The organism is Streptomyces sp. NPDC042002 (genome assembly GCF_055588305.1).
In genome coordinates, this window is record NZ_JBVJCT010000002.1 from 181,932 (window position 1) to 202,057 (window position 20,126).

Annotated in this window: 17 protein-coding genes, 3 pseudogenes and 1 riboswitch; of the genes and pseudogenes, 13 read left to right on the forward strand and 7 right to left on the reverse strand. The window is 71.3% G+C overall.

Going from position 1 to position 20,126, the window contains the following annotated elements; all coding sequences use genetic code 11:
- Positions 1-294: 294 nt before the first annotated feature.
- A complete protein-coding gene (locus ACZ6KY_RS03555) occupies positions 295-1,749 on the reverse strand; it encodes an MFS transporter (RefSeq protein ID WP_469308647.1) in 1,455 nt (484 codons plus the stop codon).
- Between the two features lie 183 nt (positions 1,750-1,932).
- Here ACZ6KY_RS03555 and ACZ6KY_RS03560 point away from each other — a divergent pair, with 183 nt between their 5' ends.
- Both ACZ6KY_RS03560 and ACZ6KY_RS03565 read left to right on the forward strand, forming a co-directional pair.
- A complete protein-coding gene (locus tag ACZ6KY_RS03560; protein ID WP_469308648.1) occupies positions 1,933-2,388 on the forward strand; it encodes a MarR family winged helix-turn-helix transcriptional regulator in 456 nt (151 codons plus the stop codon).
- Positions 2,389-2,474: 86 nt separating this feature from the next.
- Positions 2,475-3,063 (forward strand): annotated as a pseudogene (locus ACZ6KY_RS03565) (3'-5' exonuclease).
- Between the two features lie 7 nt (positions 3,064-3,070).
- Here the strand turns inward: ACZ6KY_RS03565 and ACZ6KY_RS03570 are convergent.
- The 3 genes and pseudogenes from ACZ6KY_RS03570 to ACZ6KY_RS03580 all read right to left on the reverse strand — a co-directional run bounded on the left by ACZ6KY_RS03570 (position 3,071) and on the right by ACZ6KY_RS03580 (position 5,377).
- Entirely contained in the window at positions 3,071-3,823 is a 753-nt protein-coding gene (locus tag ACZ6KY_RS03570) for a hypothetical protein (RefSeq protein WP_469308649.1), read from the reverse strand.
- A 195-nt stretch (positions 3,824-4,018) separates the two neighbouring features.
- Positions 4,019-4,612 (reverse strand): DinB family protein, encoded by a 594-nt coding sequence (locus tag ACZ6KY_RS03575; RefSeq protein ID WP_469308650.1) that lies wholly within the window; start codon positions 4,610-4,612, stop codon positions 4,019-4,021.
- A 97-nt stretch (positions 4,613-4,709) separates the two neighbouring features.
- Positions 4,710-5,377: pseudogene (locus tag ACZ6KY_RS03580) on the reverse strand (class I SAM-dependent methyltransferase).
- Positions 5,378-5,679: 302 nt separating this feature from the next.
- Here ACZ6KY_RS03580 and ACZ6KY_RS03585 point away from each other — a divergent pair.
- The 5 genes from ACZ6KY_RS03585 (at position 5,680) to ACZ6KY_RS03605 (ending at position 9,124) form a co-directional block, all read left to right on the forward strand.
- The gene (locus tag ACZ6KY_RS03585) at positions 5,680-6,054 is read left to right on the forward strand and encodes a VOC family protein (RefSeq protein ID WP_469308651.1); all 375 of its coding nucleotides are present in this window, start codon (positions 5,680-5,682) and stop codon (positions 6,052-6,054) included.
- Positions 6,055-6,287: 233 nt separating this feature from the next.
- Positions 6,288-6,992, forward strand: coding sequence for a LamG domain-containing protein (locus ACZ6KY_RS03590; protein ID WP_469308652.1), 705 nt, complete (start codon positions 6,288-6,290; stop codon positions 6,990-6,992).
- A 133-nt stretch (positions 6,993-7,125) separates the two neighbouring features.
- A complete protein-coding gene (locus tag ACZ6KY_RS03595; protein WP_469308653.1) occupies positions 7,126-7,299 on the forward strand; it encodes a hypothetical protein in 174 nt (57 codons plus the stop codon).
- 649 nt (positions 7,300-7,948) lie between these two features.
- Complete coding sequence (locus tag ACZ6KY_RS03600) at positions 7,949-8,245, forward strand: hypothetical protein (protein WP_469308654.1); 297 nt, start codon at positions 7,949-7,951, stop codon at positions 8,243-8,245.
- Between the two features lie 180 nt (positions 8,246-8,425).
- Positions 8,426-9,124, forward strand: a complete 699-nt coding sequence (locus tag ACZ6KY_RS03605) for an alpha/beta hydrolase (protein ID WP_469308966.1) — start codon at positions 8,426-8,428, stop codon at positions 9,122-9,124.
- On the opposite strand, the gene ACZ6KY_RS03610 is transcribed toward ACZ6KY_RS03605, so the two are convergent.
- Entirely contained in the window at positions 9,121-9,351 is a 231-nt protein-coding gene (locus tag ACZ6KY_RS03610) for a hypothetical protein (protein ID WP_469308655.1), read from the reverse strand. The two genes, ACZ6KY_RS03605 and ACZ6KY_RS03610, sit on opposite strands and share 4 nt — an antisense overlap.
- 513 nt (positions 9,352-9,864) lie before the next feature.
- Positions 9,865-10,037: riboswitch (cyclic di-AMP (ydaO/yuaA leader) on the forward strand.
- Between the two features lie 1,408 nt (positions 10,038-11,445).
- On the opposite strand from ACZ6KY_RS03610, the pseudogene ACZ6KY_RS03615 reads away from it, so the two are divergent.
- Positions 11,446-11,790 (forward strand): annotated as a pseudogene (locus ACZ6KY_RS03615) (C40 family peptidase); the annotation flags it as partial.
- A gap of 82 nt (positions 11,791-11,872) precedes the next feature.
- Here ACZ6KY_RS03615 and ACZ6KY_RS03620 read toward each other — a convergent pair.
- Positions 11,873-12,190 carry a hypothetical protein gene (locus tag ACZ6KY_RS03620; RefSeq protein WP_469308656.1) on the reverse strand — a complete coding sequence of 106 codons (318 nt, stop codon included), beginning with the start codon at positions 12,188-12,190 and terminating at the stop codon, positions 11,873-11,875.
- A gap of 178 nt (positions 12,191-12,368) precedes the next feature.
- Here ACZ6KY_RS03620 and ACZ6KY_RS03625 point away from each other — a divergent pair, with 178 nt between their 5' ends.
- The 4 genes from ACZ6KY_RS03625 (at position 12,369) to ACZ6KY_RS03640 (ending at position 16,194) form a co-directional block, all read left to right on the forward strand.
- The gene (locus tag ACZ6KY_RS03625; protein ID WP_469308657.1) at positions 12,369-12,899 is read left to right on the forward strand and encodes a helix-turn-helix transcriptional regulator; all 531 of its coding nucleotides are present in this window, start codon (positions 12,369-12,371) and stop codon (positions 12,897-12,899) included.
- A gap of 85 nt (positions 12,900-12,984) precedes the next feature.
- Positions 12,985-14,160, forward strand: a complete 1,176-nt coding sequence (locus tag ACZ6KY_RS03630; RefSeq protein WP_469308658.1) for a DUF2306 domain-containing protein — start codon at positions 12,985-12,987, stop codon at positions 14,158-14,160.
- 225 nt (positions 14,161-14,385) lie between these two features.
- Complete coding sequence (locus ACZ6KY_RS03635) at positions 14,386-15,273, forward strand: hypothetical protein (RefSeq protein ID WP_469308659.1); 888 nt, start codon at positions 14,386-14,388, stop codon at positions 15,271-15,273.
- Between the two features lie 417 nt (positions 15,274-15,690).
- The gene (locus ACZ6KY_RS03640) at positions 15,691-16,194 is read left to right on the forward strand and encodes a hypothetical protein (protein ID WP_469308660.1); all 504 of its coding nucleotides are present in this window, start codon (positions 15,691-15,693) and stop codon (positions 16,192-16,194) included.
- A 72-nt stretch (positions 16,195-16,266) separates the two neighbouring features.
- Here the strand turns inward: ACZ6KY_RS03640 and ACZ6KY_RS03645 are convergent, their stop codons facing one another.
- Positions 16,267-17,496 (reverse strand): PP2C family protein-serine/threonine phosphatase, encoded by a 1,230-nt coding sequence (locus ACZ6KY_RS03645; protein ID WP_469308661.1) that lies wholly within the window; start codon positions 17,494-17,496, stop codon positions 16,267-16,269.
- A 366-nt stretch (positions 17,497-17,862) separates the two neighbouring features.
- Between ACZ6KY_RS03645 and ACZ6KY_RS03650 the strand changes: the two genes are divergently transcribed.
- Positions 17,863-19,953: a DUF1996 domain-containing protein gene (locus tag ACZ6KY_RS03650; protein WP_469308662.1), complete on the forward strand. Its 2,091-nt coding sequence runs from the start codon at positions 17,863-17,865 to the stop codon at positions 19,951-19,953.
- Positions 19,954-20,126: the final 173 nt, after the last annotated feature.

Here is a 20,126-nt window from a genome sequence, read left to right on the forward strand (position 1 = left end):
CGCGGGGTGGTGCCCGCCGACGCACCTGGTGTGACGGGAGCCCGGTGGAACCGGCATGAGCCGCGCTCCTGTTCCGGCGCAGGCCGGGCGTACGGGCCAGTCGGGTCCGTCGGGTCCGTACGAGGGGCAGGGTCACCGGGTCCCTCGGGGGCGGGCGCCCCCGTTCCCGTGCGGCCGGGCGTCCCGGCCCCTCCTCCGGGCGGATGCGCTGGTGCCGGCGCGTGGCGGGCGTGGGCCTGCCGGTTTCCGGCGGCCGGTGGGCCGCCGGAAACCGGCAGGGGGAGCAGGCGAACCTCAGTGCGCGGCCGCGGTCGTCTCCGGCGTGGCGGCGGGGCCGGTCTTGTCGCCGCCGGCCGCGGCGCGGGCCGCCGGGATCACGGCGGCGATGGCGGCGGCCACCAGCGCGACGCAGCCACCGACGATGAGGCCGGTGCGGAAACCGCCCTCGGAGGTGAAGGTGTAGCCGGCCGCGGTGTTCGTCATCTGGGCGAGGATGACGCCGACGACCGCCGCGCCGACCGAGGTGCCCAGGGAACGCATCAGGCTGTTGAAGCCGTTGGCGGCGGCGGTCTCGGAGAGCGGGACCGAGCTCATGATCAGGGCCGGCATCGAACCGTAGGCGAGGCCGACGCCGCTGTTGATGACCATGCCGGTCAGCATCAGACCCCAGGGCGTACCCATGAGGGCCAGCGCCAGTCCGTAGCCGAGGGCGATGACGAGGACACCGCAGATCAGCGTGAACTTCGGGCCGCGGGCGTCCGTCAGCTTCCCGCCGAACGGGGAGACGATCATCATCATGATGCCGCCGGGCGCCATCCACAGGCCCGCCGCGAGCATCGACTGGCCCAGGCCGTATCCGGTGGCGTCGGGGAACTGGAGCAGCTGCGGGATGATCAGCATGCTGGCGTACATGCCGAATCCGACGAAGATCGAGGCGACGTTGGTGAGCAGGACCCGGGGGCGGGCCGTGGTGCGCAGGTCGACCAGCGGGTCCTTGGTGCGCAGCTCCCAGGCGCCCCAGGCGAGCAGGACCACCACGGCGGTGGCGAACAGCCCGAGCGTCGTCGCGGAACCCCAGCCCCAGTCGGCGCCCTTGGAGACGCCGAGGAGCAGGCAGACCAGGCCGACGCCGAGCCCGAGCGCGCCGAGGACGTCGAAGCGCTGACCCTTGGCGCTGGCCGGCACGTCCGGGATGAGGAACCAGATCAGCGCTCCGATCGCGACGGCGAGCACGGCGGAGCCCCAGAACAGCACGCGCCAGCTCGTGTACTGGGCGACCGCCGCGGAGATGGGCAGGCCGAGACCGCCGCCGATGCCCATGGAGGCGCTGACCAGCGCGATGGAGGAACTCAGCTTCTCGGCCGGCACCACGTCACGCAGCAGGGCTATACCCAGCGGGATCATGCCCATGCCCATTCCCTGCAGACCCCGCCCGACGATCATCGGGACGACGGACGAGGAGAGCGCGCACACCACGGAGCCGACCACGAGCGGGACGGAGCAGGCGAGCAGCATCCGCCGCTTGCCCAGCAGGTCGCCCAGACGGCCGGAGACCGGGACGCAGACGGACGCGACCAGCAGGGTGACGGTGATCACCCAGGCGGAGTTCGCGGGCGTGGTGTGCAGAATCTGGGGCAGCTCGGCGATGAGCGGAGTGACCAGCGTCTGCATGATCGCCGCCACGGTGCCGGCGAAGGCGAGCGTGGCGACCACGCCGCTTGCTCGGGCGTTGGGCTGGGGGGCGTCCATGAGGGACTCCTTGGGTCTGTCTGCGGGCAACGGATGTGCATCGTACATGCTGTATGTATCGCGCATGTGGTGTGGCTCATGCATGCGATGTGGCTCGTGCACGCGGGTGTGGGACCATGGAGCCGGGCCGTACCGACAGGCGCGGGACGCGCGGCTCAGGTGACAGCGGGAGGCGGCAGGCGGATGGTCAGGCCCACACACGAGGTCGAGTACGAGCAGATGCTGCTCAGCCGCCATGGACTGATGAACCACAGAGGCGGCCGGACCAAGGACGGTGTCCTGGAGCGCAGTGCCTACATCCTGCTCAGCCGGATCCGGGTCCAGGGGCCGATGTCGATCGGTGAACTGAGCGACGCCTTCGGGCTCGACGCCTCCACCCTCAACCGGCAGACCGCCGCGGCGAAGCGCGCCGGGCTGGTCGAGCGCATCCCCGACCCCGACGGCGGCATGGCCCGCAAGTTCCGCATCACGGACGAGGGGGCGCGGCTCCTCGACGAGGAACGGCAGGGGCTCATCGGTTCCCTGGACCGTGTCATGGCGGACTGGCCGGAGACGGACATCGCCGCCTTCGCCTCCTATCTGCGGCGCTTCAACACGGACATCGAGCGCATCGGCGGACGGCCCTGGCCGCGCCCGTGACCCGGAGCCCCAACTGCCGCCGCGCCGAAGCCGCGTAGCGGAAAACCCGATGACGCGGCAGCGCGCCACCTCCTACGCTCACTCGCATGAACAGCGCCGGGGGACTCCTGAACGTCGTCGATGTCGAGGCGACCTGCTGGGACGGGCCGCCTCCGCCCGGAGCCGTGAGCGAGATCATCGAGATCGGTCTGACCGTCGTCGACCTGGACAAGGGCGTACGGGTGGAGAAGCACCGCCTTCTGGTCCGGCCCGCCCGGTCCACCGTCAGCGCCTTCTGCACGGAACTGACCGGGCTGACCCGGGGCGAGGTCGAGGAGGGGCTCGAATTCGCCGAGGCCTGCCGTGAGTTGGCCGCGCGTCACCGTACGGGAGAGCTTCCGTGGGCGAGTTGGGGCGACTACGACCGTCACCAGTTCACCCGTCAGTGTGCCGCCACGGCGACTCCGTATCCCTTCGGCCACCGGCACGCCAACGCCAAGGCGGTCTTCACCACAGCTCACGGACTGCGCAAGCGCCCCCGGAATGGCACAGGCCCTGCACCTCGCGCAACTGCCCCTGGAGGGCAGACATCACAGGGGCGAGGACGACGCGTGGAACATCGCCGCCCTGATCCTCGACCTCGCGGGGAGAGGGGCTTGGCCGGACGCCTCCGCGTCGTCGGCCGACCGGGACTGACGGAGCGTCAACTCACTGCGCTCGGGGTGTCGGATTCCCGTTCCCGTTCCAATTCCCGTTCCAGAGCGAACCAGGGCCCGCGGTCCAGGCGATCCTGTACGACCTCGCGCGCCTCGGAGTCGGCGATCAGGTCGGTGAGGCGCTGCGCGCGGGTTTTGAGTTCCCCGGCGTCCGGAGCGCCGGTGGCCGCGGCCGTCCGGGCCAGGATCTCGACGGAGAAGGCGATGTCCCAGTCGGTGAAGGCATCAGGGTGTTCGGCGATCAGTTCCGCGTAGCGCGGGGCGTGATGGGCGGCGATCCGGGGGCGGCCGATGGCCAGGGCGGTCTGGGCGATGGCGTATTCGGCGCGGCCGTGGTTGGCGGGGGTGCCTGCCTCCAGCCAGTGGTAGCACGCCGCGTAGGCCTGGTAGAGGGCGCGGTCCTGCTCGGCGCGCGGAGTGCCGGGGGTCAGGTCGAAGAGCAGGTCCCCGAGCGCGTTGTTGAGCTCGACGGCGAACCAGCGGTGCAGATCGCGTTCGCGCGGCTGGCGGTTGCCGAACGCGCTGACGACGTCCTGCCAGCGGGCGAAGCCGTGTTCGTGTGCGATGACTTGCTGAGCGTCGTGTATGGAGAACAGGCCGGGGTCCACCGGACCGCTTTCGGCCGCGCGTTCGGCGGCGCCGGGCTTGCCGTGCCGGACGGCCAGGCGCAGGTCCTTGGCCTGGGTGCGCAACTGCCCCAGGTCGACCTCGGGCGGCAAGGCAGGGGTGGTGCTGCTCATGGATCGATTCCTTATGAACGGGCCATGCGCGGAGTGCGCGAGGCATTCGAGGAGCGTGATCAGTGGGATGCGCCGCGATGGATGGTGGAAGGGTTCTGGGGGTACGTCGACTGGCTGCCTGATCACACGGCCCACCCGTGTCGCCCCCGCCGGAGGCTGGATACCGGACCTCGTCCCGGCTGATCCGGTCCGGGGCTAGGCGTCTTGACCGGCTTCCCGGGCCGCGCGCTCCAGCCTGCTCCGATACTCCGCCCACCATGCCGAATCGCCCGGCGCCAAGCTGTCGTTGCCCTCGTCCATCCCGGCGGCGCCGTCGATGAGCTCCCGGATGATGTCGGCATGCCCCGTGTGCCGCTGTGCGTCAGCGATCACGCGGACCACCGCATGGTGCAACGTCACCTCGTTCCTTTCGGTGGGCCACCACGGCACTCTGCCGGTGGTTTCCAGCGCCAGCGCGTCGATCGTCGCGTCCGCGTGGGCCCAGGCCCGGCGGTAGAGCCCCGTGATGTGCTCGCGTGACTCGTCGGGAGTGGCCCACATGTCCGCGTTCGGCTCAGCGCCGTCTTCGAGCCAGGGCAGCGGCTCACCGGACGGCCGTCCGAAGGTGTCGCCGAGGTATCCCAGCTCCATGGTGGCCACATGTTTGACCAGGCCGAGGAGGTTGGTGCCGGTCGGTGTGAGCGGGCGGCGGATGTCGTACTCCGAGAGACCTTCGAGCTTCCACATCAGGGCGTCACGAGCCGACTGCAGATAGCGGTGAAGGTCGGTCTTGGGATCCGTTGCGGTCATGGCGGCCAGTCTGCCGCTCACGCGATCTGACCACCGCCTTTTCCACCGCTCGCGGCGAACCGGATCATCCGACCGGTCCGCCGGGACAGGCGGTTGGCTACGCCGTCATGGGAAGGCCGGGTTTCCGCGCCATGAAGGTGGCGACGGTTCTCTTCGCTCCTTCGCCAGGTTCCTGCAGCAGTTGAGAGGTGACGACGGGTCCGGCCCGCTCCAGCAACCCGACGATGCGCTCCGGGGGTTGCAGGTGGGACTCGAAGGACACCGGATGGCCGCCATACGCATGGGTCGGACGCACATGTACATCGTCTCCCACATAGCCGGCCATCATCAGATGGCCGCCGGGAGCGAGCGTGCGATGGAATTCGGCGAACACGACGGGCAAAAGCTCCGGCGGCGTGTGGTGGGTGGAGTAATAGGCAAGGATGCCGCCGAGTTCGTCGTCCCCGATCGCCGGCGCCGTCATCGAGCCCACGGTGAACTTCAGGCTCGGGTAGGCCTGCCGGGCCACTTCGACCATCTTCGGGGACACGTCGATGCCGAACGGGCGCACTCCCAGGTCTGCCAGATGGGCCGTGACTTTGCCGGGCCCGCACCCCAGGTCCGCCACCGGGCCGCGGTCGGCGACCCGTACGACCTCCGCGAACACGGCCGGCATCGCGCGTGACAGCGGTCCAACTCCGCGGGTTCCTTGACGAGTTGAGCGTAGTCGGACGCGACGGTGTCGTACGACTCCCGAACCGCGGCGAGGTAGGAGGGTTCGGTCACGCGGGCGACTCCAGAGGAGGGCGCTGACAGCCGGGCCGATCTGACACTGCCATGTGGTCTCTGGCGAAGGCCTCGTCGGGGCATCCCGCGAACCGCACGTTGTCGTGGCCGACTGGACTGAGTAGGGTCACCGACGTGAACACCGGACCGGCGCTACGCCACACACGGATTGGCCACCCGGTGGAGGGCTGATCACGTGGAGGGTGCGCAGAAGGCACCCTCCCAGTTCGTCACGCGGACCTCCCGGCGCAAGTGCACCGCGAGTCCCCTTTTCGTGTCGAACACCATTGAGGTAAAGCCGAATGACAGTCACGTTCAACCACACCATCATCGCTGCCAAGGACCGCCACGAGTCGGCACGCTTCTTCCGCGAGCTGTTGGAACTGCCGGAAGCGCCTTCCTGGGGCCCGTTCACCAACATCCAGCTGTCCGACGGTGTGCTGCTGCAGTTCGCCGAGCCGCCGGTGGAGATCCAGATGCAGCACTACGCGTTCCTCATCGACGACGAGCTGTTCGACCGGGCGTACCGGCGGCTCTGTGGCCACGGCATCGAGCACTGGGCCGATCCCCGGATGCGACGCTCGGGCGAGATCAACAACGAGCACGGCGGTCGAGGCGTGTACTTCAAGGACCCCGCCGGCCACGCGATCGAATTGATCACCCGCCCGTACCTGTAGCCGGACGGAGCCTGGTCGGGCCCCCGAGGCGCGGCGCCCGACCGGGCGGTCGGTCGAGTGGGTGACCGCCGGGGCGCAGTCAAGTCGGTGCGAAGAGGGCGTTGTGTGCCGGAGTGCGGCTGTTTCACCCCGAAGGGTTGTTTTGTGGCGGGTCGTGGTGAACGGGGTGTGGGTGCGGGTGCCTCGGGGAGAACCTGGGGCGTACGCGAAACACCGTCATCGAGGAGTGCCGCGTGTCCGATGTCGTTTTCACGGCGGATTTCGCCTCGGCTCGTCAATGGGTCGCGGGCCGTTCCTGGGCTTATCCCGACGGCGGTCCGGTCAATCCGGACGACGGCAAACTCGACCATCTGGTGACCGACCCCGCCTACTGTCGGACGGGTCTCTTCCGGGCCACCCGGCGACCGGACGGTGACTGGGACGCGGGTCTCCTCACCACCGAGGGCAGCGCGGACGGGTTCATGCTCCGCACGGGAGATGTCCTGGAGACGCGGGTCCGGCTGCCCACGGTGACCGGCGCCTGGCCGGCCATCTGGACGTGGCGGGACGGCGGTCAGGAGATCGACGTCTTCGAGTACCACCCCGACAACCCCGACCTGCTGGAACTCTCCAACCACGTTCGCCTCACCCAGCACTACTACCGGGACCCGTCCATTCGGCCGGGCGCTTGGGTCGACCTCGTCGTCGAGTTCGGCGCCCATCGCGTCGTGTGGTGGGTGAACGGAATCCGGGCCTTCGACGACCGGCGCGGAGTGGGCAGAGCCTGGCACGCCTATCTCATCGTCAACCTGTCCGTGTGCTCGGGGCGTTACCACCCGCCACCGCCCCCCGGGGCCTCCGAGATGGACTACGAGGTGGCTCGTCTGACCGTCCGCAGGCCCCAGTTCGACGGGCCGTTCCCGGCGGCGGCCGAGGACGAGGTCGCGATCCTCGACTGATGCCGGCATAGGGCGAATCGGCGACGGGGAATCGGTCCTCGCCCAGTGCATCCGCCGCCGGCCCCCGGATGGAAGTACGGCATCAGAAGCGGCGATGCGCTCGTGCACGTCGCGCCGACGGGTGCCGAGGGTCATGACGAATCCGCAACCGGGGCAGGACGCCCCCGAGGCCGCGTACGTCGGTCACGTCGGCAGCTGCCGCACGTGCCAAAGGGAGTCGGGACGTTGCCCGCGGGCAACGCGCCTGTGGCGTCTCTACCAGGAGTGGCGCAACGGCTACCGCGCCCGGCCCGAGGACGCGGACTGACGGACCGAGGGCCGGATCGCCCTGGTGGAAGGCGGTGGACCTATGGCCCGGCTGTGACCCGGAACCATGGCCTCCGCCACAGTCGGGCAGGCCGGGTCCTGATCAGCTGGACCGATGCGCACAGCCGCCCCTCTCTTGCTGGTCCTCGCCTCGGGCCTCGCCCTCTCCGCCTGTGGGCCCCGGACCGACCCGCCCGCGTCCGACCCGCGGCCCACCTCGACCGACGATCCGAGGTTCCTGCCGCTCGCCGCGTACGACATACCCGACGGTGACGTCCGTACGGTCGGCACGGCCCGGTGGACGCTCGCCGAGGAGTACATGGCGCCTCGGGTTCGACAGCCTGAAGCACCGCGTCACCGACCCCGCGCCCGACTGGCCCGAACGCCCCGCGACCTCCGGCGTGCTCATCGTCGTCGTCGAGTCGTCGGACGATTTCCGCTACGGCGTACAGGACCCGGAGGGGCGGCGAGGTACGGCTGTCAGGCGTCGCGGGCCGAAGACGAGCGACGGTATCCGAAGCGGAACCGGACGCTTCCCGAGTACCTCGCGCTGACCGGCGAGTTTCATCGGGGACGATCCGAAGGCCGTCCACGGTCACCCGATCCCCGATCGCGGCTGCCTCGGCGAGGCCGACCGCGCGATCTACGGGATGAACCCCCAGGATCGCAAGGATCCGATCCTGGAGCTGGAGGGCAAGAGCCTTGAGCAGGGCATGCGGGACCCCGTCTGGAAGCATGCGGACGCGGCGTGGTCGGCGTGCATGCGCAAGGCGGGCTTCCACTACGCCACCCCCGGGGACGCGGCGACGGGACGCGACCGCGAGGAACTGGAGCTGGAGGAACGGAAACGGCCGGCCGGGAAGCGGAACGATCCCGACGAGCCGTCCGCCATCGGGAAGAAGGTCGCGACCGCCGACGCGCGCTGCAAGCAGCGGAGTCGGTGGTGACGGCGCCGGGACGTGCGAGGTACTGCCAATCCGCTGCTGCTTCGGCTACGGATATCCAGTGGTCGGTGAGACGATCCCTCCGCTCGGTCGAGTGCGAGGCGTGGGGTAGCGCCGTGAAGGTGGAGAGGTGTCATGCGAGGCTCTGTGCGGATGTCCGCCGATGATGTGCCCCGGTCCGAAGTGGCCGGCGCACCCGAGGCGCTGCTGCCGTATCGCGTCACCCGTCCGGATGCGGGGCCGACGCGTGCTGCCGTACTGGTCCTCCATGGTGGCGCCGTGGACAGCAGGGCCCCGTCGCGACCGTGGAATGTCGCACGTGTGCGCATGCGGCCCTTCGCGCGCGCCGTGGCACGTGCCCTGCCGGCCGAGGACACGTTCGTCGGGCAGGTGCGCTACCGCTACAGAGGATGGAACGGTGCGGACGCCGACCCCGTCGCCGATGTTCTGCGGGCACTCGCCGAACTGGCCGAGCTGGTGGGGGAGGTGCCGGTCGTTCTCGTGGGCCACTCGATGGGCGGGCGCGCCGCTCTGCGTGCCGCGACCGCGCCGCAGGTCCGGGCCGTGATGGCCCTCGCGCCCTGGTGCCCGGAGGGTGAGCCGGTCGCCCACCTCCGGGACAAGCGCGTGATCGTGCTGCACGGCGACCGGGACCGGGTCACCGACCCCGCGGAGTCGTTCGCCCTCGTCCGCCGGGCCGCGGAGGCGGGCTGCTCCGCGAGCGCCGTGCGGGTCGAGGGCGGTGACCATGCGATGCTCCGACGCGCGCGGACCTGGCATCGGGCCACGGGCACGACGGTCGCCGACCTGGTGGCCCGGATCGACGGCGGGCTCGCTCTCTCCTCCGTCGAAGTGCCAGGCGGTGAACCGGGCGTTCTCTAGCGTCCGGTCGAGTCCAGCCGGTCGTCGGGGTCCGGGCCGGGGGAGAAGGAGCGGTGGGCGCCGGACGCCAGCCGGGCGGCGGACGCGGGAAGCGGGGCGCCCGTCGACGGATCCCAGCTGAGGATCCATTCGAAGTCGCGTTGCAGCCGACGGGCTTCGCTCCGGACGAGCGTCGGTATGTCGCCGCGTTCGGAGATCAGTTGGGCGTAGATCGGCGCATCGTGCACGTGGGGATCCTCGACTCGCTCTCGTGGTCTGACGTGCCTCGAAGGTACGGCCGGGACGTGGTTGCAGCGGTCATCCGGCCAGCTCGGCCAGAACCGGTCAAGGTGTGACCAACGGGCGCCGTTGATGTCGAACGAGATGTCAGGGGACGCCAGTTCTGTGCACACTTCCGACACATTCGAGACGGCGGGATGTGCGAACGGTGGGCCGGGACAGGCTGGGCAGGCCCGGTCGGACAGGAACCCGGACAAGGATCCGGACCGAGTGGGTCGGGCCGGTGGGACGCGAGTCCGGGTGGGGGTCGCGACGGGAGTAGGGTCCCGATCGCCCCAACAGGCGTGCTCAGCCGCCTTTTCGAGCACGGCGTGTGTCCTCACCGTTGCGCTGCGGGGTGATGCGATGAAGGTCACGAAAATGTATCGGACATCTGGGACGTGGATCTTCACATCGGGTGCACAACATGGCTAAATTGGCGACCAGGCCGCCCGACTCCCTCCGGCGAAGCTCGCCGGGCGGCGCGGCCTCCGCCGAGTCCGGCCTGTCCTCGTGGCAGCTGGAGCCGGGGACCCACCGAACTTGGGGTGAATCGGCCCAACTGCCTTACGGGGCAGAGGCCGTAGGGCATACCTTCCGGAATCGTCCGCCCGAACCCGACAGCTAACCCGGTAGGCGGATGACGGAAGGAGCACCACTCCATGGCGCCGGAGCACACCCCGCCCAGCGGCGAAGAAGTCCGCCGACGGCTCTCGTCCCTCTATGACCAGGCGGAGAACGCCACCGGTAACTTCAACGCGACCCGCGCCCTGGCGAACTCCTCCCGCAAGCCCGCCCGGCGCGCCGTCGGCCAAGGTCGCGCGGAAGTCGATCCCGCCCAGGAAGCCCTGATGCGGCAGTGGTTCGACGGGGCGCGCTCCCGGTTCGGGCCCTCGGCCCCGGCGATACTGCCGCCCGACAGACAGCCGGACCGCGGCGGGGAAGGCCCCCGCCCGACGGACGGTGCGAGACGTCCGAAGGAGCTCCCGGCGGAGCTTCCGACGGTGTATCAACTGGAGCAAATCGCTCGGCCCGTGGCCGAGTTGAGGGCGGCACCGGTACGAGAGCTGACCGCGGGTCCGGCTTCGGAACTGACCGCGCGCCCCGTCCTGGAGCTGACCGCGGGTCCGGCGGCCGAGATGACGGCCGGGCGCGCCCCGGCCCTACCTGGACCCGAGGCGGCCGTGCGCGCGGTCCCGGCGGCCTCCGCCCCCGCGTCACAGAAGTCCTCGCTGCACCTCAAGAAGCACAGCGCTCGGCGCAAGCTGGCCGCCGCGCAGGAGCTGCTGTCGCGGCACGTGGCGCGGCAGGGCATGCCGGTCGCGCAGGCCCCGGCGATCGAGTACCGGCCGGTGGAGGAGCCGCGGCTCCCCTCGTTCCAACCGGCTCCCCAGCCCGCCGCGTTCCAGTCGGCGCCTCAGGCCACCGCGTACGCCGGGGCGCCTCAGGCCACGGCGTACGCCTCGGCGCCCCAGCCCGCTGCGTTTCAGACGGCTCCCATGCCCACCGCTTTCGAGTCGGCCCCCCAGCCCCCCGCGTTCCAGCCGGCGCCGCTGCCCACTTCGTACGAGCCGGTGCCCCAGCAGCCCGAGTTCAAGTCGGTGCTCCTGCCTCTCGCCTACGAGTCGGTGCCGCTGCCCAGTGCGTACGAGCCGGCACCCCAGCAGCCTGAGGTGAAGTCGGTGCTCCTGCCTCTTGCGTACGAGTCGGTGCCGCTGCCCAGTGCGTACGAGCCGGTGCCTCAGCAGCCTGAGGTCAAGTCGGTGCTCCTGCCCCTCGCGTACGAGTCGGCGGTCCAGTCCGCCTCGTACCAGTCGGCCCCGATGCCTCCCGCGTACGAATCGGCACCCCCGTCTCCCCGGTACGAGCCTGCGCCTGCGCCCCCCGCGTACGAGCCGGCGCCCCCGCCGGTCGACGACGCTTGGCGGCAGTCGTTGCGGACCGGCAGGGAACAGGTGTGGCCCGCCGCGCCCGGTCCCGTCGACACGAATCCGGGCTTCAGCATCGACAGCCTCGTCGCTGCCGCCGCCCCTCCGGTCGTCGGATACGACAGCAGGGCCTCGGAGGCGGTCGCCTTCGCTCGTGCGCAGGTCGGCAGGCCGTGCGTGTGGGGAGCGTCCGGACCCGGCTCGTACGATCCCTCCGGCCTCACTCAGGCGGCCTGGAAGAGTGCCGGGGTGATGCTCCCCCGCGCGACGCACGACCAGGCGCGGGTCGGCCCGGCGGTCGCCCTCACCGACGTCCAACCGGGTGACCTGGTCTTCTTCCACGCCAACGTGAGCCACGTCGGTCTCTACGTCGGTGACGGCATGATGGTCCACGCGCCGAGTCCCGGAGCGCGGATCGCCGAGGAGTCGATCAACTACGCCGGGCAGGCGGCCATCCACAGCGTCGTACGGCCGGTCTGAGACCCGCCGTACGGCCGGCCCGAGATCCGGCCCGGCCGTTCGAGGGCGCGGTCGTCCGCGAGGATGACCTGACGGCGAGCCGTCAGAATTCCCGGTCGATCCCCGTGACGGCGGCCGGCCCCAGCGGGGCGTCGTCCTCGGACAGGCCGCTGTCGCGGAGCGCGCCGGAGACGAGCCGCACGGCCTCGGCTTCGGCGCTTCTCCGGTCCGCCGCCTCGACTTCGAGCCGGACGGAGAACGTGTTGTTCTCGTCGACGGTGAGCAGGCTCAGCTCCTCGCTCTCGCCCAGGTCCGTGTTCTGCGGGTCCTGAGGGCGAAGCCTGCGTTCCACGTCGGCACGGGAGGCGTCCGACAGTCCGTGGACGAACGTCCCGGGAACGGTGATGACGAAGGTGGTCACAGGAACTCCTAGTGCGGGTGCCCGGCGGGCCTGAGGTGCGGTCGGCTGTGTGATCGCCCGTCTACCCCGCATTGTGCCGGGCACCCGGATCTTCTTCGCGTCGGGCGGAGCCCGCCGTGTGGTGCCCGCGCCCGGTGGTGCCTGCCGCCCGGTGATCGCGTGGCGATACGGTCGCCCCATGGCTGACGCTCGGTTGACCACCGCCTCGTATCTCGTCCTCGGCATCATCGACAAGCTGGGCGAGGCCAGCCCGTACGACGTCAAGGGGGAGGCGGCACGCACCGTCGCGCCCTTCTGGTCGGTGCCGCACGCGCAGGTGTACGCGCAGTGCGACCGGCTCCTCGACGCCGGGCTGTTGTCGCAGGTGCGGCAGGAGAGCGGCCGCAACCGCAGGGTATTGACGCTGACGGACCAGGGCCGGGCGGCCCTGCGGGACTGGCTCGACGACCCCGCGTTCGTCCCGGTGGAGGCGCGGGAGCGCGGCATCCTCAAGCTGTGGTTCGGCGGCCGGCCCGAACAACTCGGTCCCGTACAGCTCGACGAACACCGCCGGACCCTGGGTTCCTACGAGGAACTCGCGGAGAGCGTCGGGGAGTTGCTGACGCGCGGGCAGCGGGACGCGCTGGAGTTCGGAATCCGGTACGAGCGGATGATGATCGATTTCTGGCAATGGGTGCAGCGCCGGGACGAGGACGCGACAGACCGTTGACCCCGGCGGTGGGTGGCCCCTACCGTCTCGATAGTCCAAACGAGACTATCGATGGTCGGGTCACGGCCACGAGCAGGGAGTCGTCGTGCGTCGTCCAACCGGGAACACCTGGCGCCGCGTCGCCGTCATAGCCGTATCCGCCGTGTGCGTGGGCTACGCGCCGATCGCGATGACCGAGCTGTGGCCGTACGCGCGTCCCGGCGCGCCGGCCTTCGGCGAGTGGATCCTGGCTCACGTGGTCTCGCCGCGTTACGTGGCCGACGCGCTGGCCACCCGGGTCGGGCCGTACCGCCACAGCCTCGTGCCGATGATCGTGCACTCCGTGCTCGGCGGGGTGCTGATGCTGCTCGGCCCCGCGCAGGTGCTCACCGCCGTACGGCGGCGCACGCGGCTGCACCGGGTCCTCGGAGTGGTCTTCGCGGCCACCGTGTACGCCTCGATGGCGGGCGCCGCGCTGTACCTGGCGCGTACGGCTCCCGGGGACGCGTTCAGCGGCGCCGCCTTCTGGATCGTGCTCGCGACCATCCTGGTGGGCACCGTGATGAGCGTGACGTTCGGGGTGCTCGCCGCCGTCGGCGGGTTCCCCGATCTGCACCAGCGCTGGATGCTGCTGTGCTATGGCTTCCTGCTGACCGCCCCGCTCCTCCGGTTCGAGTGGGGTGGCCTGCCGCTGATCCTGCCCGGCCTGTCCATGGCCGAGATCAACCAGGTGGCCACCATGCACCTGGGCTCGGTCGTCGCGTTCGGCGCGCTGATCGCCTCGCGCTCCCTCGACCGGCGCGCGACGGTCGCCGGGGTGTCGCGGTCGTGGGCCCCTGTGCCCGTCCTGGCCGTCGCGCACGTGGCCGGTGCCGCCGCGCTGACCTGGATGGTTCGCGCCTCACTGGACTACGGCTCACAGGGGCGACGGCTCGTGCTCGCCTATCTCGTGCCGTACGCCGTCGCGTACGCGGTGATGGGCCTCCGCGCTCGGCGTGCCGGCCGGGAGGGCCGTCTCTGGGCGCGGGAGGAGTGGCGGCTGCACTGGGTGGCCCTGTGCCTGGCGCCGGTGCTGTCGGCCGGGGCCGCGCCGCTCTTCGAACGAACGCTGGGGCTCGACGGGCTCACGGCGCTCGCAGCCGGGGCGGCGATCGGCTGCGGTGTGCTGGCGTTCGCGGCGACCCTGATGGTGAGCGTGCGCGTCATGTACGCGCGGGAGGTCCTCAAGAGGGCTGTACGCACCCCCAGTTCGGCTTCTCGCCTCTCGTCGCCGGTCTCCTGACCCGGCGTCCCCCTCATTCCTCCCTCTCATCTCTCGACCACCTCATCGTGATCCCCGTCCGGAAACGGAATCCCCATGCCGAACGCATCAGACCTGCCCCGGCACGACGACCCCACGGAGCACCCGCGGCAGCCTCCGCGAAACGCGCAAGAGCAGCAAGAGCAGCAAGAGGCGCAGGGGGAGCAGGAGACACAAGAGCGGCAAAGGACGCAAGAGACGCAGGGTGTGCCGCTGGGAGCCGCGGGACGCGTTGCCGGGCCACTCGCCGGCGGCGGGCGGCCGCTGACCGCGGGGGTGGCGATGCTGGCGACCGCGGTCGCCGTGGTCAGCGTTCTCGTCGGCGGGCTGCTGGCGGCCGTGGCCCTCACGGGACATGTCTTCGGCGCGTGGCGCTCTTCCGAGTCGCTGACTCCGGGGCTGATCGGCGCGGCCATGCTCGGCACCGCGCCCGGGCTGTTCGCGGTGAGCCGGGCCCGCGCCTGGCACGAGACCCGGACGCTCGTCCACCCGCTGGCCGTCGTCCTGGTCGGCCTGTTCACGGTGAGCCTGCTCAACGCCGGGCACCTGTACATCGCGCGGGGCGGCTCCGTCGTCCCGGTGCTGTTCAGCCTCGGCTGGCTGTTCACGCTCGGCCTGCTGAGCGTGTGCGCCCTGATCGCGCTGGCCTGGCAGTACCTCACCCCCGCGCAGCCGCTCGGCCCGCGCGGCGCGCCCCTTCCCGGCTGGTCGAAACCGGCGCTGGCCGTGCTCGGTTCGTCCTGGCTCGGTATCGGTACGGGACTGCTGGTCCGGCCGGGCTTCTGGACCGGCTTCGTCCCGTGGAGCGTCGACCGCCCGGACGCGCAGGCGCTCGGGGTGTGGGCCCTGGCCCTCGGTGTCGGCGTCCTCGGCGCGCTCGCCGAGGACGACCTCGGCCGCACCGGCCCGGCCCTGATCGCCCTGCCGGGCACCGCCGTCGCCGTGTCCGTCGTGCTGGCCTGCCGCGCCTCGGCCGTCGACTGGTCCTCGGGCCCGGCTCTCTGCCTCGTCTGCATGGTGGCCGGGCTCCTGCTCGCCGGCGCGAGCGGACGCGTACTGCTGGCGAAGTCCTTGGCTCCGCAACCCCGGCACTGAGGGCGGTACGGTCAACGGCGTTCTGCATCAATGTGTTTGACGCACCGTCACCTGGATGTGAGGGTGGCGGTCGGCTCTCGGGGAGCGCGGACGGCAGGCTTCGCTGCCGACTCCCGGAAACGTTGTCCACGCCATCTGTTCCGGACGGAGGCAGGGCCGCGGTCCGCCCGCGAACGGCAGGATACGAGGCGCTGACCGACGAGGAACGACGCTGGGGGTGGGAGAGGTATGCGCGGGTGGCGTCGTCCTCCGCTCGCCCGGGAGCCGGACCTGACAGCGTATCTCCGCAATACGGTGTGGGGGCCTGCCGAGTTCGTCGGATGGCCGCCCCGGTGGCTGGTGGGGGAGGGGGTCCTCGCCGGGTTTTTCGGGGCCGGGTCCATCGTCGGCGTCGGGGTCGTCGGAGACCGGACCGGGGTGCCCGTACTGGCCAGCGGTGAGGCGGGGCTCGTGTGTGCCGGAGCCCTCGTCCTCCACCTGGTTCTCGTGCGGGCCGGGCGGGCGCTCGTCGGCATCGTCGCGGTGCTCGGCGTGTGTCTCGCCCTCCAGGCCCCGCAGGCCGCGGCGGGCGTGGTGCCGGCGGACGGGGAGCGAGTGGCGCCCATGGTGGTCACGTCCGTCGAGGGCGGCGGGCGGGCGGGCGCGGGCCCCACCCGGTACCTGTGCTCGGTGGTTCCCCGGGACGGCGTACCGCGCAGGGTCCGCGTCTGGCGGGGCTGCGAGCGGACCACCCGGCCGGGAGACGTGCTCGCCGTCGTCTACGACCCCGAGGGGCGGGTACCGCCACGCGCCCTGGCCGCGGGACGGGCGACGACCGGGCCGCTGCGTGACCTGGCGGCCCTGGCCGCCGCGCTCCTGGCCGGATGCGTGCTCGCCGTGGTCCGCTCCCACCGCCTCACCCCTGCGGTCTCCCCCGGGTGACGCCGTCCGGATGCCCCCACGGCCGGTAGTCGCGGGTCGCGGGCGGCCACCGCCGTCCGTCGCCGCTCCCGGTCACAGCGGGAGGATCACCAGGGCGGTGTCGTCGGTGGCGCCGTCGGGCGGGAGCAGGTCCGACAGGAGGGCGTCGGCGAGGGCCTCGGGCGCGGCCTCCCGGTGGCGGGTCAGGGCGGCGGCGAGGCGCCCGAGACCGACGTCGATGTCCTCGACGCGGCGTTCGACCAGACCGTCGGTGTACAGGACCAGGGTGTCGCCCTCGGCGAAGTCCGTGGTGGCCTCGGGGCGGGGCACGTGATCCGGCCGGGCTCCGAGCGGCGGGTCGGTCGCCCGGTCCAGGAACTCCACCCGCCCGTCGCCGCGCAGGAGGGCCGGCGGGAGGTGCCCGGCGCTGCTGTACGTGATGGTGTGGGCCTCCCAGTCGATACGGGCCGTCACCGCCGTGGTGGATTCGGCGCCCTCGACGGAACGCGCGTACAGCCCCAGCACGTCAAGCGCTCGGGCGGGACCGCTGGAGGCACGGGACGCGGCACTGAGGGCACTGCGCAACTGGCCCATGACACAGGCGGCGGTCAGCCCGTGGCCCACCACATCGCCCACCGCGACCGCCATCCGGTCGCCCGTCAGGGCCACCAGGTCGTACCAGTCGCCGCACACGTTCAGGGCGCTCGTGGCCGGCCGGTAGCGCACGGCGGCCAGGTGGGGCCCCACCTGGTGCGGTGAGGGCAGCAGCGCGTCCTGGAGGGCGACGGCGACCTCCCGTTCGCGGGCATGGGCCCGCCGCAGGCGGTCGTTGACCTCTTGCAGCTCCCGGGCCCGGGTGTACAACTGGGCCTCCAGTACGGGGGTCCGGTCGCCGCCCGTGGGACGGCCGCGGGCGCGGATGAGTTCGGTGACCTCCTCCACCCGGTGGACCACCAGCGCCACGGCGCCGTCCTCGTCGAGCAGGGGAGCGTTGACCGGACTCCAGTACCGCTCCTGCCAGACACCCGGCCGGTCCAGGGACTCCACGTCGTAGCGCTGCAGGCCCATGGTGTCGCGCTCCCCGGACTCCACCACCCGGCGCAGCGACGTCTCCAGGTTGCGCACCCCGTTGGCGGCCGGATCGTCCGGCCGGGCGGGGAACACGTCGAACAGATACCGGCCGATCAACTGCTCCCGGGAGCGGCCGGAGTTGCTCAGATAGTCCTCGTTCGCGTCCACGATGACCAACTCCGGGGTGAGCAGCGCGACCATGCCGGGCAGGGCGTGGAAGACATCGCCGTAGTCGATCTCTGCTCCCGCCACCTGTTCACCCGCCTCACGCCGCGGCCCGGTCGTGCCCACGGTGGAAGCGGCGGAGCACCTGACCCTGCCCCACGGGCCCGGGCCATGGCCGGGGGCCCAGGTCCGGGACGTACGTGTGGTGCAGTGTTCTCATCAGGCCACCGCTTCGCGTCCGGTGCAACCGGGCAGGTGCCGCGGGCAGCACTCGCCCGTGCGGTCGGCGCGGGACGAGCCGGTCTCCCGGTGTTCGCCGAAGTGTCCTCGGGCCGTTGCTCCGTACGGGGTTGCTGTGAATCCGAGAGACGGTTGAACACAACGAAACCCGCGCGCGTATAGGGGCAGGGGAATTTCCATGCCGAGCCGACCACGACGCGTAGGAGCACCACCTTGGGACGCAACACGCGCAGACGCCCCACGGGCGCACGACGCGCGACCTCTGCAGCTTTCGCACTGATATTGGGCGGAGGCGGACTGCTAGCAGTCAACGTCTACGCATCGGCGACCGAGACCGGGGCGGGCGGCGACCCGCAGGGCGCGCACGTCCTGTCCGCCGGCTCCGCCACCATCGACTGCCCTGACGTCGGCGACCAGTTGAAGATGGTCCCGGACGCCGCGAAGGGGAATGTCGACAAGGAACTCGCGGGACTGGACCAGCAGATCGCCGAGGCCTACCAGCAACTCCAGGCCAAAGCCGACCAGATGCAGCAAAGCGGCGACAGCGGCGCCGATGCCGTCATGAATCCGCTGAAGGAGAAGCGGGCCGAGTCGATCGGCCGCATCGTGGCCGCCATCGACGCCGCGGGCGACCCGCCGAGCGGACTCGACAGCCTCGCGGCCTGCATCCTGCGGCCTTCCGGAAACCAGCTCGGCGGCGGGGAGAACGCCACCCAGAGCCCCGCGCCGCAGAACCAGAGCGGCGCTCCGCAGAACCAGAGCAGCCCGCCCCCGAGCCAGGGCGACCAGCAGGGCGGTGCCGCTCCGGTCGGCAACGGCCCCGTGGCCGCCGACTACGCGGACATCAAGTCGGTCCAGCCCAACGTGCAGACCCCGCAGCCCCAGGACAACGCCTCCCGGGGCGAGTTCGTCACCAGCTGCGGTGTCAACGCCAACGGACTGTTCAACTCGGACAACGTGATCGTGGCTCCCGGTGTCAGCAACGGCGCCCACCACTTCCACGACTACGTCGGCAACCAGTCCAACACCGCCTTCGCCAGCGACGAAGACCTGGCCAAGGCCGACACCTCCTGCCAGGACAAGGGCGACAAGTCCACGTACTACTGGCCCGTGGTGCGCCTCCAGAACGGCAAGCAGGAACGCGACGCGGGCGCGCCCGGAGGCGGGACCGAGGGCAACGCCGGGCAGATCGTCACGCCCAAGCAGGTCACACTGACCTTCGTCGGCAACCCGCGCGGCAAGGTCACGGCGATGCCCCGCCTGCTGCGCATCATCACCGGTGACGCCAAGGCGTTCGTCAACGGCACCGCCAACGCCAACGCCTCCTGGAGCTGCACCGGCTTCGAGGACCGGCAGTTGAAGGACAAGTACCCGCTCTGCCCGCAGGGCAGCGACGTGGTGCGCACCTTCAAGTTCCAGAGCTGCTGGGACGGCGCGAACATCGACAGCGCCAACCACCGCACCCATGTGGCCTTCGCGGACGCCCAGGGCAACTGCCCCGGCGGTTTCAAGGCCATTCCGCAACTGGTGCAGCGCATCGTCTACGCGATCAACGCGCCGAGCCTCCAGGACGGCGGCCGTACGTCACCGCTGTTCGCGGTGGACTCCTTCCCCGAGCAGCTGCACAAGCCGGTCACGGACCACGGCGACTTCATCAACGTCTTCGACGAGAGCCTGATGAATCACATGGTCGACTGCATCAACGGCGGCCGGAAGTGCGGCGCGGGAGCAGGCAACGGCAACGGCAACGGTGGCGGTGGCGGACAGCAGGAGAACCCTCCGGCCACCGACAAGCCGTCCCAGAGTGCCGAGCCGAACCCCTCGGAGGCGGCCCCGAACCCGTCCGAGGCGGACCCGAACCCCTCCGAGAACCCCTCCGAGGAGCCGGCGCCCACCGCGGACGACCCGTCCGACGGCAAGGGGGGCAAGGGCTCCGGTGACAACGGCAGCGGCGGCCAGAGCGCCGAGCCGACCGCCGGGGCGCCGGGCACCGAGCCGGCGGGCGACGACGCGCCTCCCGCCACGGTCGAGCCCAAGTCCGACGTGACGTCGTCGGCCGGGGACGGCTCGTCCGCCGCGCAGGAGACCCCGGGCGACGACCAGGGCGGCCAGGTGGGGACGCCCGCGCAGACGGCGCCGGCGGCCGAGGCCTACCCGTCGGCCACTTCGGGGGTCGAGCCGCAGGCGGTCGGGACCGGCGGGCTCGCCGAGACCGGGGCGAACCTGTGGCCGGGCGTGTTCGGCGGGATCTTCGTCCTCTCCGGGATCTTCGTGCTCTACCGCATCCGGCGCACCTACGGGTGATCCGGACGGGACCCGGACGGACGAGTCCGGCGGACGGATCCTGACGGACGAGTTTGAAGGGGGCCCGGGGGGTGTGGGGAGGGGCCACAAGACCCACCCGCCCGCCTCCAGGGGTGAAACTCCCACCAAAGGGTGGCTCGACCCCCAACCCTATCGGGGGAGACACGCCCCCT

Excerpts from the sequence above, each read along its gene's own strand:
- ACZ6KY_RS03625 (WP_469308657.1), top strand. The coding sequence starts at position 12,369 with ATGGCTGACGCTCGGTTGACCACCGCCTCGTATCTCGTCCTCGGCATC.
- ACZ6KY_RS03560 (WP_469308648.1), top strand. The coding sequence starts at position 1,933 with ATGGTCAGGCCCACACACGAGGTCGAGTACGAGCAGATGCTGCTCAGC.
- ACZ6KY_RS03600 (WP_469308654.1), top strand. The coding sequence starts at position 7,949 with ATGAACCCCCAGGATCGCAAGGATCCGATCCTGGAGCTGGAGGGCAAG.
- ACZ6KY_RS03585 (WP_469308651.1), top strand. The coding sequence starts at position 5,680 with ATGACAGTCACGTTCAACCACACCATCATCGCTGCCAAGGACCGCCAC.
- ACZ6KY_RS03570 (WP_469308649.1), bottom strand. The coding sequence starts at position 3,823 with ATGAGCAGCACCACCCCTGCCTTGCCGCCCGAGGTCGACCTGGGGCAG.
- ACZ6KY_RS03555 (WP_469308647.1), bottom strand. The coding sequence starts at position 1,749 with ATGGACGCCCCCCAGCCCAACGCCCGAGCAAGCGGCGTGGTCGCCACG.
- ACZ6KY_RS03575 (WP_469308650.1), bottom strand. The coding sequence starts at position 4,612 with ATGACCGCAACGGATCCCAAGACCGACCTTCACCGCTATCTGCAGTCG.
- ACZ6KY_RS03595 (WP_469308653.1), top strand. The coding sequence starts at position 7,126 with ATGACGAATCCGCAACCGGGGCAGGACGCCCCCGAGGCCGCGTACGTC.